Origin of the sequence: Acinetobacter sp. TYF_19, from assembly GCF_043105125.1 — a bacterium.
GTDB lineage: Bacteria > Pseudomonadota > Gammaproteobacteria > Pseudomonadales > Moraxellaceae > Acinetobacter > Acinetobacter johnsonii.
This window is the reverse complement of record NZ_JBICLH010000061.1, coordinates 17,233-32,530: the sequence shown is the minus strand read 5'-3', so window position 1 is coordinate 32,530 and position 15,298 is coordinate 17,233. Positions and strand designations below refer to the sequence as shown.

The window sequence follows — 15,298 nt, the reverse complement described above, 5'->3', positions numbered from 1 at the left end:
AGGAAAATACCATGCAAAAAAACTTAATTTCTCGCTCTTTAGCCTTGGTAAGTGGAGCATTACTTTCAACAGCACTCATGGCGAAACCACCCAATATTTTGGTTATTATGTCCGATGATGTAGGCTGGCAGAACGTCAGTGCTTATAGTCATGGTGTTATGGGCTATGACACGCCGAATATTGATCGTATTGCCAAAGAAGGCGTGATGTTTACCGATCACTATGCACAGCCAAGTTCAACCGCTGGACGTGCAGCATTTATTACAGGTCAGTATCCGATTCGTTCAGGTATGACCACAGTTGGGCGCCCAGGTTCACCTTTAGGGATTAAAGCTGCAACACCGACTTTGGCAGAAGTACTCAAACCGTTAGGTTATATGAGCGGTCAGTTTGGTAAAAATCATTTGGGTGATCGAAATGATAGCTTACCGACAGTACATGGTTTTGATGAATTTTTTGGTAATTTATATCATTTAAATACTGAAGAATTTCCTGAACAGTATGATTATCCAAAAGATCCTGAATTTGTGAATCAGTATGGAACGCGTGGTGTATTACACTGTTATTCGTCCAACGATAATGATGGAACTATCGATCCTCGTTTTGGTGTGATGGGTAAACAAAAGTGTAAAGACTCAGGCCCTTTAACCCGTAAACGTATGGAAACGGTGGATGATGAGTTCATTGCTGCCAGTGTAGACTTCATGAAGCGCAGTAAAAAATCGGACAAGCCGTTTTTTGTGTGGCTGAATCCAAGTCGTATGCATATGTTTACCCATTTACGCCCTGAGCACCTTTACTTAGCTGCCAAAGCCACCTCTGAAGATGATTTATACGGCAGTGGTATGGTTGAACACGATATGCAAGTCGGTCAACTCTTGGATGATATGAAGAAGATGGGGGTGTTGGATAACACCATCATTGTTTATACCACCGATAACGGCCCTGAGCACAGTGCAAAAAATCATGGTGGAACCACACCGTTCCGTGGTGAAAAAATGACGACCTATGAAGGGGGAGTCCGTGTTCCAATGATGGTGCGATGGCCGGGACATATTCCTGCGGGACAAGTGAAACACGGCATTCAGTCGCATATGGATTTGTTTACAACTTTGGCGAATGTCGCAGGGAATAAAAATGTGGTCGAGGAGATGAAAACCAATCGTAAGCAAATTATTGATGGTGTAAACAATATCGACTATTGGACCGGCAAATCAAAAGAGAGTATGCGAGATAATTTTCTGTACTATCATGCATTGATTTTACGTGCAGTTCGTATTAATCAATGGAAAGTTCATTTTGAAACCAGTAAAAATTATTACGACCCATATCAAAAGCAAAAATTTCCAGTGATGTACAACCTTCGCCAAGACCCATTTGAGACTTTTGATAGTATCAGGGATCGTTCAGACATTATTCAAACCAAGCAATGGATTTCTGAACCCTTACAGGCATTACTGGGTTCACACATTAAATCTTTGATGGATTATCCACCTGTACAAAAAGCTGCAACACTTGATTTTAGTGAGTTAATTAAAAATTTGCAGACCCAAAAGCAGTAAACTCTGATAAAGGTGGCCGAAGTAATTCAGCCACCTTTTTGATGTTTTGGTGAAATTTATGCTGTGATATATAAAGAAGCAATTTAAATCATTCAGAATGTTGCGAGTGTCTATTCTAAGGATTTGGTGAGTTTAAAGTTGGACTCAGGTTGATCCAGTACTTGGCCTTTATCGCCACGCATTTCAATGAATTGCGCACCAATATAATAAATACGGCTATCACCAGATGAGTCGAGCTGTATCAGTTGATCAGAGCCATTCACAAATTGAAATGAGCCTTTCACTTCATTCACATAATTATTATTCGATTTGCCTAAAAATTTTTGTTTCAGCACAAAATGATGATCTAAGGTCAGTTCAAGTTCAGTGTCGATCCCGGAACAATCATGACAGGGTAGAACCCCTTGATATGTGCCTACCCAATCAAAGGCATTTGCTGTGTCTGGTGTATCCATCACGGTTGCGCTAGCACTGTCGTCCAGAGATGCGGTGACATTGTGATCTGGTGGAGGATCGTTCTCATTTGGCTTTGAGCATGCAGTTAACATGGTGAAAGATAGGCATAGTGCTAAAACAGTCTTTTGCATATACAGCACCCGATATTATTCATTGTTTAGTTTTACCTTACAGTAGTGCAAGAAATGAATCTGTGAAGATCTGTGAGTGCTTCTGTATCTTCAATAAAGAATACTATTCACGTATTTTTACCTTTAATCTCAAAGACCCTGTTTTTTCTTGAAATATTTGGAATTAAATAAAATATACGTTTATAGATTAATTGTTGTTTTATTGAGCGTCTCGCCGTGTATTTGATCAGCAGCATTGCTAGAATCGGCGCGGATTTTCAGTAATGTGGTATTTTTTGTGTTCGAAAAGCTTGCAGAACAAAGTTTAGCCTTAATGGGGTGGCAGATTGATAATCATTGGGATTTGAATATCGATCAATGTGTGATGATTGCAGCGCCACATACCAGCAATTGGGATGCGCTGTACGCTCGTTTGGCATTAAAGGCCTTAGGTGTGCATGTCCGTATCACTATTAAAGACAGCTATATGAAACTACCATTTGGGCCATTTGTTCGTGCAATGGGCGGGATAGGTATTGACCGTCGTCCGAAGCATGAAGGTGAACTACGTCCAAGTATGGTGCAACTCATGAGTGATCTTTTTAAAGAACACCCTAAGTTGGTCATGTTGGTCACCCCTGAAGGGACACGTGCCAGGCAGGAACAATGGAAAACAGGTTTTTATCATGTTGCAGTCAGTGCAGGTGTTCCAATTGCGTTAGCCTATATGGACTATGCGAAGAAAAAAACTGGAGTGGGTAAAATTATTTATCCTACGGGTGACTATGAAAAAGATATGGCTGAAATTATGGCATTTTATGCGCAAATTTCTGCTAAATTTCCTCAAGATTTCAGTGTCGATACTCGTTATCACAACGACTCAACTGTGTCTTAACTTCAAATTTAAGTCATATGAAATAAAAAAGACAGTTTTCGAGCTGTCTTTTTTATTGCTAATCGTATTTTAAGGACTTTGCTGGGGATTGGGTAAAACCCCACCTAGTGACTGGCATGCGGCCGTATAACTTTGTAGCTGTGTTTCAATCACTTCGGGCAGTGGCAGGTCAAAAATTTGATCGCCATGTTGATAGCTTTCTACATAGGATTGGGCTTTTTGTTTGCTGCTGGCAAGCACTTGTTCATGATAACTGGTCATACTGCTGTGGTCTGCCTGATCGTGCTCTATATTTTGACAGTTAAAAGATTGGAGAAGTTTTTCAGCTTGTTTTATTTCTTTGGATGAGCTTATGGAGCAAGCACTGATAAAGCAAAAACTCAGTAGTGCAAGAGGCAGTTTCATATATGGTGAGCGATGGGTTGGAAGGTGCGCCAATTGTATAAAGATTTTTGGAGTTGGAGAAAGCCCAGTAGAGCTAAGTTGTTTAAAGATGAGCCTATATTGACACAAAATACACAATTGCTGACCCAAGCCATTGCCAAAGTGCAGAGTCAGGTTTTATAGCACTACAGAAAGCGATAGCTGATACATAGAAAACAGCCTGAACTAAACAATAAACCCAGTACCGTATGTTTGAACTGCCGCTCAGAAATTTTATAAAACAATTGCGCGCCGAGCATGGCCGGTAGACTCACACTCAAAAGTAAGATGCCCATATAGGGCAAATGTTGCAAGTTTAAATTTCCGCGGAGCAGATAGGTGAGTAAGGTGAATAGCTGAATGGCGAAATTAAAATGCCTTAAAATTGAGCGCTGTTGCTCTTTAGGAAGGTTTTTTAACATGACCCAAGCTGAAGGCAGTGAGCCACAAAAGCCTCCCAACCCACCCAATACACCCCCAAGAAAACCAATACTGCTATCGGCGTATTTTCCAGAGTTTTGAATGAAGCGAATCTGGGGATTAAGTAGCATCAATGGACACCAAAGAATCAAAAAAATTCCTAGTATCAGTTTAAAGGTCTGTGCTTGAATGATGTCTAATAGATAGGTTCCCAATGGAACGCCAATCAGACCTGCAAGGATATAAGGTGCAACGAGGCTTTTATCAAGTTGAAAGGCAGATTCTGACTTTAAGGAAATCAGGTGACTCCAGACTGAGGCGAACACCACCAGAGGCGCTGCGAGCTGAGGTGCCAAGATCCAGATCCAAAATGACATGGCGATTAAGGCAAATGCAAAGCCTGTGAGTCCCTGTACAAAACCCGCCACCATTGCACCTAAGATAAAGATCAACCAAGTCATATGCGATATATTTAAAATTTTAGCGAGTGTACGGTTTTTTGATCGGTCTACATAGTTTTAGACATGTAAAATGACTGAAACCTTAGCTTGATTTTGAATATGTATATTGATCTTCATACATAGCGTAGCTCAGAACCACACTAATATTCGCTAAGACCACTTTCTTTCGTGATGGCGTAAATCAAAAGGGCATAAAAGTGTCTAGATTATGGACAAACCGCCACTTTCTTTTGATATAAGCCTGCGCGAACAGTCCCAGCTTTGGTGCTCTTTATTTGCACCCACGACGTTGGGAGTTTTAATAGATTTAAATCTCGATCGGCTTCCACATAAATATAGCCATTATTTTGAATCATCGGATCCGCCAAGAGGGCCAGTTCTTCCCATAGCTCTAGGCTATACGGCGGGTCTAAAAAGACCAAATCAAACTGTTCTTTTAAAGTGGGTAATGTTTGCTGTGCAGTCGATACTTTTAACTGGGCACGAGACTTAGGTACTTTAAGGAGTTCCAAGTTTTGTGTTAAAAACTGTGCTTGACTGCGGTCAGGTTCAATCATCACTACCTTTGATGCACCACGTGATAAGGCTTCAAATGCCAACGCACCCGAACCTGCACAAATATCCAAAACATTGCTATTTTGCACATCCCACATGAGCCAATTAAACAAAGTCTCACGTACGCGATCAGGCGTAGGACGTAAACCTTCAATACTGGCAAAAGGCAGTTGACGACGTTTCCAGTCCCCTCCAATGATGCGGAGTTGGTTTTTCATAATTAGTCTGACTCCACAGGTGCAGAAGGTGGTGTAGCTGAACGGCTGATATTTGCTGGCGTTGATGCGGGTGCTGCATTGGAAGTACTGGTTGGTGTAGCTGTACTTCTTGTCCCAGTTGTGGTTGCTGGTGGAGTGCTACCACTTGGTAATTCACCCGGTTTAATCCCCGCTGTCATTAGACCACCGCTAATTTGATGGTTTTGAGGACGAATTGGATTTTTATGACGAGTGAGCAACCAGTAATCTAAGATCGGACGAGCCAGCTGTGCCGCAGAACCACCATGACGACCATTTTCCCACACCACTGCAATCGCAATTTCAGGGTTTTCCGCAGGTGCAAAGCCAACAAATAAACCGTGGTCGAGCTGACGTTCTGTTAAAAGTGCTTCGTTATAGCGTTTGCCTTGGGCAATACTTTTGACTTGTGCCGTACCAGTTTTACCTGCAATTTTATACATTGGTGTACGAATACCACGTCCTGTACCCGTTTCGATGACATCGACCATAGCATCACGCATTTTTATCCAGTCTTCATCTGTACCATTGAACTGAATTCGACCATCAGGTGCATTGAGGTTTTTATGTGGTTTTGCGCCTTTACTGGTTTGTAAAACATGTGGAATTACATGCGAACCATGATTCGCAGTAATGGCAGTTGCCATGGCTAATTGTAGGGGGGTTGCGGTAAAAGCACCTTGTCCAATACTGACAGAAATGGTTTCACCTTTAAGCCATTTGGCATCGCGAGTACGCATTTTCCATTCAGGGTTTGGATACAGACCTTTGCTTTCACTCGGTAAATCAACACCCGTTTTCTCACCAAAACCAAACTGACGCATCCATGTGTTCATTTTTTCAATGCCCATGCGGAAAGACAGAATGTAATAAAAGGTATCGCAAGAAACAACTTGAGCTTTATGTAAATTGACTACACCATGTCCTGACTTTTTCCAGTCACGGAATTTATGCGAATCGCCCGGAAGGGTAAAATAGCCATGATCGGAAATAGCAGTACCCCAATCAATTAAGCCATAATGAATACCACCTAAACCAAACATCGGTTTAATGGTTGAGCCGGGTGGGTAAGCGCCTTGTACAGCACGGTTATATAGCGGTTGATCGAGGTTATCGCGTAAACCGCTATAGTCGGTATGACTAATCCCCGTGACAAACAGGTTAGGGTTAAAACTTGGACTTGAGACCAAGGCCAGAATTTCACCTGTACGTGGATCCATCGCCACGATTGCACCACGACGACCTGCAAGCTGCTCTGAGGCAACCGTCTGCAAGCCATAATCGAGTGAAAGATATAAGTCATTACCACGAACGGGTTCTTTGCGACCTAAATGGCGCAACACGTTACCGTGCGCATCGGCTTCGATCGACTCATTTCCTGGTACACCATGCAGCAAATCTTCATAGGAGTTTTCTACCCCAATTTTACCAATCAGGTTAGTGCCCGCATACAAATCTTTATTGATACTTTTTAATTCTTTATCGTTAATTCGACCTACATAACCAATCACATGGGCAAATAGCTCACCATGTGGATAGTAGCGCGTCATCTGGGTTTCGATATTAACCCCAGGGAATTGATACTTAACTTCGCTAAAGCGAGCGATATCATTTTCATTGAGATTAAGTTTAATGGAAACGCGTTCAGTTTTACGTGAGGCTTTAATACGACTGTTAAAGCGCTCAATATCATCTGGTGTGAGTTCTAAGATTGGCGTTAAACGTTCAATTGTGGCATCAATATCCGTCACATCCGCTCGACTCATCGTCGCGGTAAAGACTGGATAGTTGTCCGCCAACAGCACGCCATTGCGGTCATAAATATAACCACGCGCAGGGGCTAAAGGTTGTAGGCGGATACGGTTTTGATCGGATGCAGTTGAAAACTCGTCAAATTGAACCAGCTGCAAATAGGCATAGCGAGTGACTAAAATCAGCAAGAAAAAGACCACAATACCCATGGAAATAAAGGTACGATTTCGAAAAATGCGCTTTTCTTGTTGGACATTTTTTAAAGGAAAGTGCTGTTTCATACCAAATCGACTTAAACACATGGATAAAGAGGAAAATACCTGCGCGCTATTCTAACGCATGTCACACTGTTTTGATATTTGTTATCGCTGCTTCTGCTTTTCATTTTTGCCTAAATTTTGACTTTATAGACATCAAAAATATAAATTGCTGTATATAAGTGTTTTATAAATTCTGCTACAGTCAAAATCCTGTAAAAAGGGACCAATTACTAAAATAACATTACGGATAATGGTGACAATAATGACAAGAATTTATCCAGTGTTGGCACTTGTTGCCTGTGCAAACGTAGCCTACGCTCAAGATAATTCCTTTTTGCCAGATGCAAAAATTCCTGCTGGCAGTGCTCAAACGTGGAATGTAGGGGCTGGTGTAACGCAGAAATTACTGCACACCAATTTGGAATGGGTGAATCCTTATGGCATTGCATACGCAAAAGCTGGGGTATTTATCAATGATGATTACCCTGTCGGTGGTCAGTTGGGGTTTAGATTTCCAGTTCATTTTACTGGTAAAGATAAAAATGGCTATTATCTCGGTGTTTACGCAGGGCATATTGACAGCAAGAAAGTAGATGGCGAGTACGAATCTCGCCTTGGTGGTGGTGTAGATCTTGCTTATGTGTTACTTAGTCCTGAACGAATCAGCACTTTCAGTGTAGGGATTGGTGCAGGGGAAAAACTTGAAGCCAAATCGGGCTATGTGGTTGCAGAAACTGAACCGAGACTACAATTTTCCTATACTCTAAGTTTCGGTTTATAGACACAATATCTTTTTTAAAACGCTATATAATTCAGTTAATAAAATTAAATATGGAAGTTATGCATGCTTGAGTACGTCAATCAGTTGTGGCAAACCTTTTTGAATCGACCCGATTTTTGGGCTGTACTCAGCATTATTCCTGTGACTGCTTTTGTGACTTGGGCGCACGTTTGGATGGCCCTGAAAATGGTCTTTTACCCGATTACATTTTGGGGTTTTCATATTGGACCTTTGCCTGTGGGTTGGCAGGGCATTGTGCCCAGAAAAGCGGGGCGTATTTCAGGCATCATTACCGATAACACCTTATCTAAGCTTGGTTCTTTGCGTGAATTTTTAGATGCAATGGATCCTGAGGATATGGCGCGAATCATTGGTGAGCAAGTTGGTTTTGAACTTGAGCACCTGATTGATGAAGTCATGATTGACCGTAATGCTGTACTTTGGGAAAACTTACCATATTCGATTAAGCGTCGAATTTATGCGCAGGCACACAAACAGCTTCCGGCTGTGCTCAGAGAATTAGTGACCGAACTGACCATGAACGTCGAGTCACTTGTGGATATGCGCGATATGGTGGTTAGCCAAATGGAAGGTGACCGCAGACTGATGGTGCGTATGTTCTTGAAAGTGGGTCAGAAAGAAATCAACTTTATTTGGCATATTAGTGCACTCATTGGGATGTTCTTTGGTATCTTCCAAATGATTGTTTGGTTTGTGGTGCCATGGCATTGGACCGTGCCATTTTGGGCGGCAGTATGGGGCTTCTTAACCAACTGGATTGCGATTTGGATGGTGTTTAATCCAATTGAGCCACACTATGTTCGATATCTGCAACTGACTGAATTAACAAAAGATCGTAAGTTTCCATGGATTAAGCCTGTGATTCCGCGCATTGGGACTTATAATGTGCAAGGCGCTTTCATGAAGCGTCAAGAAGAAGTATCTGATGTGTTTGCAAGTGTAGTCACAGAAGACCTGATTACGTTAAAATCCATCATGACTGAAATGATGTATGGCAATAAAAAAGACAAGACCCGTCGTATTGTCAAACGTCATATTAATGAAATCATGGAAACACCATTGGTGAGAACATCTTTACAGCTGTCTTTGGGGCCACGTGAATACGCAAAACTCAAGACGGACTTGATTGATCGTTCAATTGAAATTACGATGGTGCCTGTATGCGACCCAGCGTTCAATGCGAGCCGTGCACAGAAAATCTATCAAATGTTTAGAGACCGTATTCGGGAGCTAACGCCGAAAGAATTTCAAAACTTATTACGTCCTGCATTTCAGGAAGACGAATGGATTTTGATTTTATTGGGTGGGGTAACGGGCTTCATTGCGGGTACAATACATTTGTTTGTAGCTTTCTTATAATTAGATGCTAAAAATATGTCGAATTTTTCGATATGTACAAAGTGTCAAATACATTGTTTAAATGAGGATGTTTTTTTATGCGCATTATCTTACTCGGACCACCTGGAGCAGGTAAAGGTACACAAGCTCAGTTGATCTGTAAGCGCTACAATGTCCCACAAATTTCAACCGGTGATATGCTCCGTGCTGCAATTCGTGAAGGAACTGAACTCGGTCTACAGGCTAAAAGCGTGATGGACAACGGTGGTCTTGTATCTGATGAACTGATCATTGGTTTAGTGAAAGAACGTATTGCGCAACCTGACTGTGTAAATGGCTGTATCTTTGATGGTTTCCCACGTACCATTCCTCAAGCTGAAGCGCTTGAAAATGAAGGCATCAACATTGATCACGTGATTGAAATTGATGTTCCTGACGAAGAAATCGTACAACGTCTTTCTGGTCGCCGTCAGCACCCTGCATCGGGCCGTGTTTATCACATCGTTTACAACCCACCTAAAGTGGAAGGTAAGGACGACGAAACTGGTGAAGAGCTGGTACAACGTCCAGATGACCAAGAAGCAACAATTCGTAAACGTTTAGGTTCATACCACACTGAAACTGAGCAGTTGGTTGGTTTCTACCAAGGTCGCGCAGCGTCTGGTGAAAATGCACCAACTTATGACAAGTTGAATGGCTTACGTCCAATTGACGAAGTACAAGCAGATTTATTTGCGATTCTTGATCAAGACAAATAATTGCATGTTTTAAACATGGCAATGTTTTGACATTGAAAGAGCTCTAAGTCATATTAGGGCTCTTTTTCTTGATCCTCTAAAAATGGAGTCGCGTGTGGCACAAGTTGGAATCATTGTTTTAATTATTGTTGCTGCGGCGGTCTTGGTGGGTTTGTTTTATATCAGCGTAAAAATGCTACGCGATGTCAGTAAACAAGAAAAAATGTCGAAGAAGCAGCCAGAACGTCAGTTACATCCGAAGTTGCAGCAAGATTTCAAAGATAAATCAAATCAACAATAAAAACTGAACTTTAGTGTTCAGCTTCTATCGTCGTTGTGGCAATACGTGCTGCACCAAATTCAAAACGATCTGGCCAGTTACACACATCTGAAACGATGCATTCATGACATTTCGGTTTGCGTGCGATACAGCAGTATCGACCATGTAAAATCAGCCAATGATGCGAGTCGACAATAAATTCTTTCGGAATGACTTTTACCAAACGGTGTTCGACTTCAAGCACATTTTTGCCGACCGCTAACCCTGTACGATTGCCTAAACGAAAAATATGCGTATCGACCGCCATGGTGGGTTGTCCAAAAGCAGTATTTAAGACCACATTGGCGGTTTTTCGTCCTACACCGGGCAAAGCTTCTAAATCGGCACGGTTGTTTGGCACGATGCTGTTATGTTTTTCAATCAGTATCTTACAGGCTTTAATGATATTCTCAGCCTTTGCATTATATAAGCCTATGGTTTTAATGTAGGTTTTTAAACCATCGACCCCTAAGGCATAAATCGTTTCAGGTGTATTGGCGACTGGAAAGAGTTTATCTGTAGCTTTGTTGACACTCACATCCGTCGCCTGAGCAGACAAGGTCACAGCCACCAACAGCTCAAAAGGACTCGAATAATTCAATTCAGTTTTGGGATTTGGACGTTGCGCGCGTAAACGTTCAAAAAAGATTTGGATTTGCTTTTTGGTCATGCTTTTTACGGGTTTTCCGCTTGTAGTGAGCATGCTTAAGCTCCCTGTAACTGATGAAGCTGTTGGGTTAAGTCATCTAATAACAGACGTTTTTTCGTATCTTCACGCACGCTGAGCTGCTTTTCTAGTTTTTTGATTTGTACACGTAATTTCGCCAGCTCAATGGTGGCTTTTGCATCGAGCTTTGCTGCCATTTCTGGCTCTTTGTCGAGGATTTGAATATCAGGTACAGCATCGTTCTGTGCTGAAAACTGGGCAAATAACGCCGTATCAATTTCTGCACGAACTACTGGACCTTTACGGTGTAGACGCTGTTTTTCTTCACGCTGAATGTGCGCGTAATAGCGTTGTCTTAAATCATCTTGCTCAGCTTTGCGCAAGATTTCCGTCGGTATACCGCTTACATCTGGAATAAGGTCAATACAGTCAACAGGACAAGGCGGAATACACAGTTCACAGCCTGTACACAGGTCAGTCAAAATACTGTGCATGAGTTTACCCGAGCCAACAATGGCGTCTACAGGACAGGCACTAATACATTTGGTACAACCAATGCATTCATCTTCACGAATGATTGCTTTCATTCTCTGTGGGCGGCCATCGGCTTGAATAGGCCAAACACTTTCCTCTGCAATTAATGCTGGTCGGTTTAGCAACTGAGCCAATGCGTCGGCTACAGGCTGCCCGCCGGGTACACATTTATTGGCTGCTTCACCTTCGCTGATGGCTTGGGCATAAGGCAGACATCCATCACGATGTCCGCAGAGTCCACATTGGGTTTGGGGAAGGAGAGCATCGATATTTTGGATCAGGGAAATGTGCGAATTCATGCGTAAACCAATCCTGCAGATGAATTTGCAGAGATATTAGAAGAAATAGGTAGATCACTGAATTTTACCATGTTTTTTTTGATTAATCCTGTGTTCTAAAATGGTTCATTGATTGCATCATTTTTGAGCAAAAAAAGATTTTAAACCTGTGTTTTCATTGGTGTTTTTTTTATAAAAAATTCTAGGTATATTTTATATAAATAATTGTTATATAAATGATAAATATGTTTTTTGACAGAAATGTGTTGTGAATTGTTGGTAAAAGATATTTAATTGTTTGCGCCAAAATTTAACATTGTTTATAAAATTTGACCAATTTTGATCCATTTTCTACTGAGGATTAAGCGTTGAAATATAACAGCCTTAATGAGTTTTTAGATTACGTGAAAACACGTGATGAACATCAACCCGAGTTTCTACAAGCGGTAGAGGAAGTCATGACTAGCCTTTGGCCGTTCATTGAAAAAAATCCTCGTTATGCAGATCACGGTTTGCTCGAGCGTTTGGTTGAGCCAGAGCGTGCGATTCAATTCCGTGTATCATGGGTGGATGATCAAGGTCAAACCCATGTAAACCGTGCTTTCCGTGTTCAATACAACTCGGCAATTGGTCCATTTAAAGGCGGTATGCGTTTTCACCCATCGGTGAATTTATCGATCCTAAAATTTTTAGGCTTTGAGCAAACCTTTAAAAATGCGTTAACGACACTACCAATGGGTGGTGGTAAAGGCGGTTCAGACTTCGATCCTAAGGGGAAGTCTGAAGGCGAAATTATGCGTTTCTGCCAAGCGCTAATGATTGAGCTGTACCGTCACCTAGGTTCAAATACGGATATCCCTGCGGGTGATATTGGTGTGGGTGGCCGTGAAGTGGGCTATATGGCTGGCATGATGAAGAAGCTGAGCAATGACACTTCATCTGTGTTTACGGGTAAAGGTTTGACCTTTGGTGGTTCTTTGGCACGTCCTGAAGCAACCGGCTACGGCACAGTGTATTTTGCTGAAGAAATGCTGAAAACCCGTGGCGACTGCTTCCAAGGCAAAACAGTCACGATTTCTGGTTCGGGTAACGTAGCGCAGTACGCTGCTGAAAAAGCAATGTATCTAGGTGCAAAAGTCGTTTCATTGTCTGACTCTGCGGGTACGGTATATGTAAAAGCAGGCTTTACCGATGCTTTACTTGCTGAAGTGATGGAACTGAAAAATGTGAAGCGCGGTCGTATTTCTGAGTTTGCGTCTAAGCATGGTTTTGAATACTTAGAAGGGCAGCGTCCATGGTCTATTCCATGTGATATCGCATTGCCATGTGCAACTCAAAATGAGTTAGATCAGGCGGATGCTGAAGTACTCCTTGCAAATGGAGTGATTTGTGTCGCTGAAGGGGCAAACATGCCTTCTACCTTAGATGCAGTCGAAAAATTCGTTGAAGCGAAAATTTTATACGCACCAGGTAAAGCATCCAACGCGGGTGGTGTTGCGACCTCTGGCCTAGAAATGTCACAAAATGCTTTACGTTTGGGTTGGACTTTTGAAGAAGTCGATGAGCGCTTACATGCGATCATGAAAGAAATTCACCGTAACTGTGTGAAATACGGTACACAAGCAGATGGTACTGTGAACTATGTAAATGGTGCCAACATTGCAGGCTTTGTAAAAGTTGCAGATGCAATGCTTGCTCAAGGCGTATTCTAAGTTTATATACACTTAGAAAAATCCCAATAAAAAACCGAGGCTTGAGGCCTCGGTTTTTTTCTAGGTCATTGAACGATTACAATGAACCTTTTACTGCTTCACGTTCAATAATCATGTCTTGAACATAAGCATATTTTGATTGGTCAGCCGCAGGGTTGGCAATTTCAAAACGTTTAACACGCACGATTTGACGCTCTTTAGGGTTATGAGTGAAGCCATCGATATGGTTATAGAATAACGTCCAGTCTTTATCGACCTGTGTTTTTACGCCATTTTCAGCATATTTAACTTCACGAACTTGTAGGCATTCCATACGGGCAACACCTGCAGAACATGTTTTAGTTTCAGGTGAAATTTCTAAGAAAACAGTTTCACCTTGGCTTTGATATTTCGATTCAGCAGTTTGCTTACCCGTGAATACAATTTTTTCACCCTTTGCCGATACCACGGTCAGTGTTGGTGCATCAGGATCATTTAGGTTTAAAACAAACGGTGCCTTACGGTTGTCAAATAAATCTGCTGCAACGCCTTCTTGAGCCATGGCTTTTGGTTCACATGCCATTTGAGTCGCCATCAGGTTACCCGTGACGATTTGATTATTCTCAACTTTCCAACTGGTACCCATACCGTTACAACTGGTTGCAATGCCTAAACGACCTGCTTGTTTGTCAAAGTTTAAAACCAAAGGTTTAGGCGCATCCAAGGTGTTCGCACTCCAATGGTAGTTTGCGAGTGTTTGATCTGCATTTTGTTGTTGTAGTACAGACACAGCCAAATCTCCTACTTTTTGAATATCAGATGATTGGCAAGCAGCCAGTGCGAGAGGGAAAAGGGCAATCGCTAAATATTTTAATTTCATGGGTTACAAGTTCTTGATTTAAAATAACAAGATACATGATGTCCGATGTTGTTTTTAAAAGAATGGATACATTCGGTTCTTTTGGGTTTTAAAATGTATCCATAAATATTTTTTTGTTAATATATAAGTAAAATTTATACATTAATCAAAACGGTAAATGTCCATGCCCAGTGCACCCATGGTAAAGCTACTATGCACAATATTAAAACGATGACCTGTACCCATTGCAAAAAATATTGGGGCAAAGTGTTCTAACGTTGGGTGGTTACGACGGACAAAAGGAATCGATTCCCAGTCTAAAATGGCGTCAAAGTCCTGATGGCTAAGTTTCGCGACGACATGATTACGAAACGTCGATGTCCACTCAGGTACCGCTTGTGACTGACCATGCCAAGACAACTCGGCTAAGTTATGGGTAATACTCCCTGAGCCAATGAGCAAGACCTGCTGCTCGCGTAGTGGCGCAAGGGTTTGTCCAATTTTATAAATCTCCTCTGCCGACAGATTCATCGGGAGTGAAATTTCCACCACAGGGATGTCTGCATCTGGATACATATGGAGTAAAGGCATCCAAACGCCATGATCACGCGGACGGGTACTGTTTGCATGAGCTGAAAAACCCGCTTCTGCCAGTAAATGTAGAATTTCTTCGGCTAAAACAGGCTGACCGGGTGCTGGGTAGCGAATGTCATAAAGCTCAGCAGGAAAGCCTCGAAAGTCATGCCATGTCTCTGGACGGACTGCAGTACTTACTTCAAGTGAGTTACTTTCCCAGTGAGCAGACATAATCACAATTGCTTGTGGTGTCGGTAAGTTTAGACCCAAACGATGCAACGCAGGCCCAACTTGCTCTGGATTCAACGCAAGCATGGGTGAGCCATGAGAAATGAATAAGCCGGGTAGCGTTTGTAAGTTCATTGTG

The 15,298-nt window shown here is 42.0% G+C and carries 16 protein-coding genes; 7 read left to right on the top strand and 9 right to left on the bottom strand.

From position 1 onward, the window contains the following. Nucleotides 1–11: 11 nt before the first annotated feature. Nucleotides 12–1,562 carry an arylsulfatase gene (locus ACF8FD_RS07880; protein ID WP_279678786.1) on the top strand — a complete coding sequence of 517 codons (1,551 nt, stop codon included), beginning with the start codon at nt 12–14 and terminating at the stop codon, nt 1,560–1,562. Nucleotides 1,563–1,672: 110 nt separating this feature from the next. Here the strand turns inward: ACF8FD_RS07880 and ACF8FD_RS07875 are convergent, their stop codons facing one another. Next, nucleotides 1,673–2,149 carry a copper resistance protein NlpE gene (locus ACF8FD_RS07875; RefSeq protein WP_234303858.1) on the bottom strand — a complete coding sequence of 159 codons (477 nt, stop codon included), beginning with the start codon at nt 2,147–2,149 and terminating at the stop codon, nt 1,673–1,675. Nucleotides 2,150–2,426: 277 nt separating this feature from the next. Between ACF8FD_RS07875 and ACF8FD_RS07870 the strand changes: the two genes are divergently transcribed. Next, complete coding sequence (locus tag ACF8FD_RS07870; protein WP_234303857.1) at nt 2,427–3,023, top strand: 1-acyl-sn-glycerol-3-phosphate acyltransferase; 597 nt, start codon at nt 2,427–2,429, stop codon at nt 3,021–3,023. 69 nt (nt 3,024–3,092) lie between these two features. Here the strand turns inward: ACF8FD_RS07870 and ACF8FD_RS07865 are convergent, their stop codons facing one another. The 4 genes from ACF8FD_RS07865 to mrdA form a co-directional block, all read right to left on the bottom strand. Further along, nucleotides 3,093–3,428, bottom strand: coding sequence for a hypothetical protein (locus ACF8FD_RS07865; RefSeq protein WP_234303856.1), 336 nt, complete (start codon nt 3,426–3,428; stop codon nt 3,093–3,095). Between the two features lie 164 nt (nt 3,429–3,592). Next, nucleotides 3,593–4,327 carry a sulfite exporter TauE/SafE family protein gene (locus ACF8FD_RS07860; RefSeq protein ID WP_234303855.1) on the bottom strand — a complete coding sequence of 245 codons (735 nt, stop codon included), beginning with the start codon at nt 4,325–4,327 and terminating at the stop codon, nt 3,593–3,595. A gap of 206 nt (nt 4,328–4,533) precedes the next feature. Then, on the bottom strand, nt 4,534–5,100 hold the full coding sequence (gene rsmD, locus ACF8FD_RS07855; protein ID WP_234303854.1) for a 16S rRNA (guanine(966)-N(2))-methyltransferase RsmD: 567 nt from the start codon (nt 5,098–5,100) through the stop codon (nt 4,534–4,536). Nucleotides 5,101–5,102: 2 nt separating this feature from the next. Further along, nucleotides 5,103–7,151, bottom strand: coding sequence for a penicillin-binding protein 2 (gene mrdA / locus ACF8FD_RS07850; protein WP_234303853.1), 2,049 nt, complete (start codon nt 7,149–7,151; stop codon nt 5,103–5,105). 241 nt (nt 7,152–7,392) lie between these two features. Between mrdA and ACF8FD_RS07845 the strand changes: the two genes are divergently transcribed. The 4 genes from ACF8FD_RS07845 (at nt 7,393) to ACF8FD_RS07830 (ending at nt 10,308) form a co-directional block, all read left to right on the top strand. Further along, the gene (locus ACF8FD_RS07845; protein WP_004980918.1) at nt 7,393–7,911 is read left to right on the top strand and encodes a hypothetical protein; all 519 of its coding nucleotides are present in this window, start codon (nt 7,393–7,395) and stop codon (nt 7,909–7,911) included. 63 nt (nt 7,912–7,974) lie between these two features. Next, a complete protein-coding gene (locus ACF8FD_RS07840) occupies nt 7,975–9,291 on the top strand; it encodes a hypothetical protein (RefSeq protein ID WP_004694304.1) in 1,317 nt (438 codons plus the stop codon). A gap of 77 nt (nt 9,292–9,368) precedes the next feature. Beyond that, nucleotides 9,369–10,028 (top strand): adenylate kinase, encoded by a 660-nt coding sequence (gene adk, locus ACF8FD_RS07835; RefSeq protein ID WP_004980915.1) that lies wholly within the window; start codon nt 9,369–9,371, stop codon nt 10,026–10,028. A gap of 94 nt (nt 10,029–10,122) precedes the next feature. After that, nucleotides 10,123–10,308, top strand: a complete 186-nt coding sequence (locus tag ACF8FD_RS07830) for a hypothetical protein (protein ID WP_279688797.1) — start codon at nt 10,123–10,125, stop codon at nt 10,306–10,308. 10 nt (nt 10,309–10,318) lie between these two features. Here ACF8FD_RS07830 and nth read toward each other — a convergent pair whose 3' ends face one another. Together nth and ACF8FD_RS07820 are read right to left on the bottom strand one after the other, a co-directional pair. Further along, the gene (nth, locus tag ACF8FD_RS07825) at nt 10,319–11,029 is read right to left on the bottom strand and encodes an endonuclease III (RefSeq protein WP_234303852.1); all 711 of its coding nucleotides are present in this window, start codon (nt 11,027–11,029) and stop codon (nt 10,319–10,321) included. A gap of 2 nt (nt 11,030–11,031) precedes the next feature. Next, nucleotides 11,032–11,826: an RnfABCDGE type electron transport complex subunit B gene (locus ACF8FD_RS07820; RefSeq protein WP_078389899.1), complete on the bottom strand. Its 795-nt coding sequence runs from the start codon at nt 11,824–11,826 to the stop codon at nt 11,032–11,034. Between the two features lie 347 nt (nt 11,827–12,173). On the opposite strand from ACF8FD_RS07820, the gene gdhA reads away from it, so the two are divergent. Further along, nucleotides 12,174–13,517, top strand: coding sequence for an NADP-specific glutamate dehydrogenase (gene gdhA, locus ACF8FD_RS07815; protein ID WP_004980905.1), 1,344 nt, complete (start codon nt 12,174–12,176; stop codon nt 13,515–13,517). 76 nt (nt 13,518–13,593) lie between these two features. On the opposite strand, the gene ACF8FD_RS07810 is transcribed toward gdhA, so the two are convergent. After that, entirely contained in the window at nt 13,594–14,376 is a 783-nt protein-coding gene (locus ACF8FD_RS07810) for an META and DUF4377 domain-containing protein (RefSeq protein ID WP_234303851.1), read from the bottom strand. Nucleotides 14,377–14,517: 141 nt separating this feature from the next. Further along, on the bottom strand, nt 14,518–15,294 hold the full coding sequence (locus tag ACF8FD_RS07805) for a dioxygenase (RefSeq protein WP_234303850.1): 777 nt from the start codon (nt 15,292–15,294) through the stop codon (nt 14,518–14,520). Between the last annotated feature and the right edge of the window lie 4 nt (nt 15,295–15,298).

What these genes read in the sequence shown, in the direction of transcription:
- ACF8FD_RS07880 (WP_279678786.1), top strand. Translation starts at nt 12, where the DNA reads ATGCAAAAAAACTTAATTTCTCGCTCTTTAGCCTTGGTAAGTGGAGCA.
- ACF8FD_RS07875 (WP_234303858.1), bottom strand. Translation starts at nt 2,149, where the DNA reads ATGCAAAAGACTGTTTTAGCACTATGCCTATCTTTCACCATGTTAACT.
- ACF8FD_RS07865 (WP_234303856.1), bottom strand. Translation starts at nt 3,428, where the DNA reads ATGAAACTGCCTCTTGCACTACTGAGTTTTTGCTTTATCAGTGCTTGC.
- ACF8FD_RS07860 (WP_234303855.1), bottom strand. Translation starts at nt 4,327, where the DNA reads ATGACTTGGTTGATCTTTATCTTAGGTGCAATGGTGGCGGGTTTTGTA.
- rsmD (WP_234303854.1), bottom strand. Translation starts at nt 5,100, where the DNA reads ATGAAAAACCAACTCCGCATCATTGGAGGGGACTGGAAACGTCGTCAA.
- mrdA (WP_234303853.1), bottom strand. Translation starts at nt 7,151, where the DNA reads ATGAAACAGCACTTTCCTTTAAAAAATGTCCAACAAGAAAAGCGCATT.
- ACF8FD_RS07845 (WP_004980918.1), top strand. Translation starts at nt 7,393, where the DNA reads ATGACAAGAATTTATCCAGTGTTGGCACTTGTTGCCTGTGCAAACGTA.
- ACF8FD_RS07840 (WP_004694304.1), top strand. Translation starts at nt 7,975, where the DNA reads ATGCTTGAGTACGTCAATCAGTTGTGGCAAACCTTTTTGAATCGACCC.
- adk (WP_004980915.1), top strand. Translation starts at nt 9,369, where the DNA reads ATGCGCATTATCTTACTCGGACCACCTGGAGCAGGTAAAGGTACACAA.
- nth (WP_234303852.1), bottom strand. Translation starts at nt 11,029, where the DNA reads ATGCTCACTACAAGCGGAAAACCCGTAAAAAGCATGACCAAAAAGCAA.
- ACF8FD_RS07820 (WP_078389899.1), bottom strand. Translation starts at nt 11,826, where the DNA reads ATGAATTCGCACATTTCCCTGATCCAAAATATCGATGCTCTCCTTCCC.
- ACF8FD_RS07810 (WP_234303851.1), bottom strand. Translation starts at nt 14,376, where the DNA reads ATGAAATTAAAATATTTAGCGATTGCCCTTTTCCCTCTCGCACTGGCT.
- ACF8FD_RS07805 (WP_234303850.1), bottom strand. Translation starts at nt 15,294, where the DNA reads ATGAACTTACAAACGCTACCCGGCTTATTCATTTCTCATGGCTCACCC.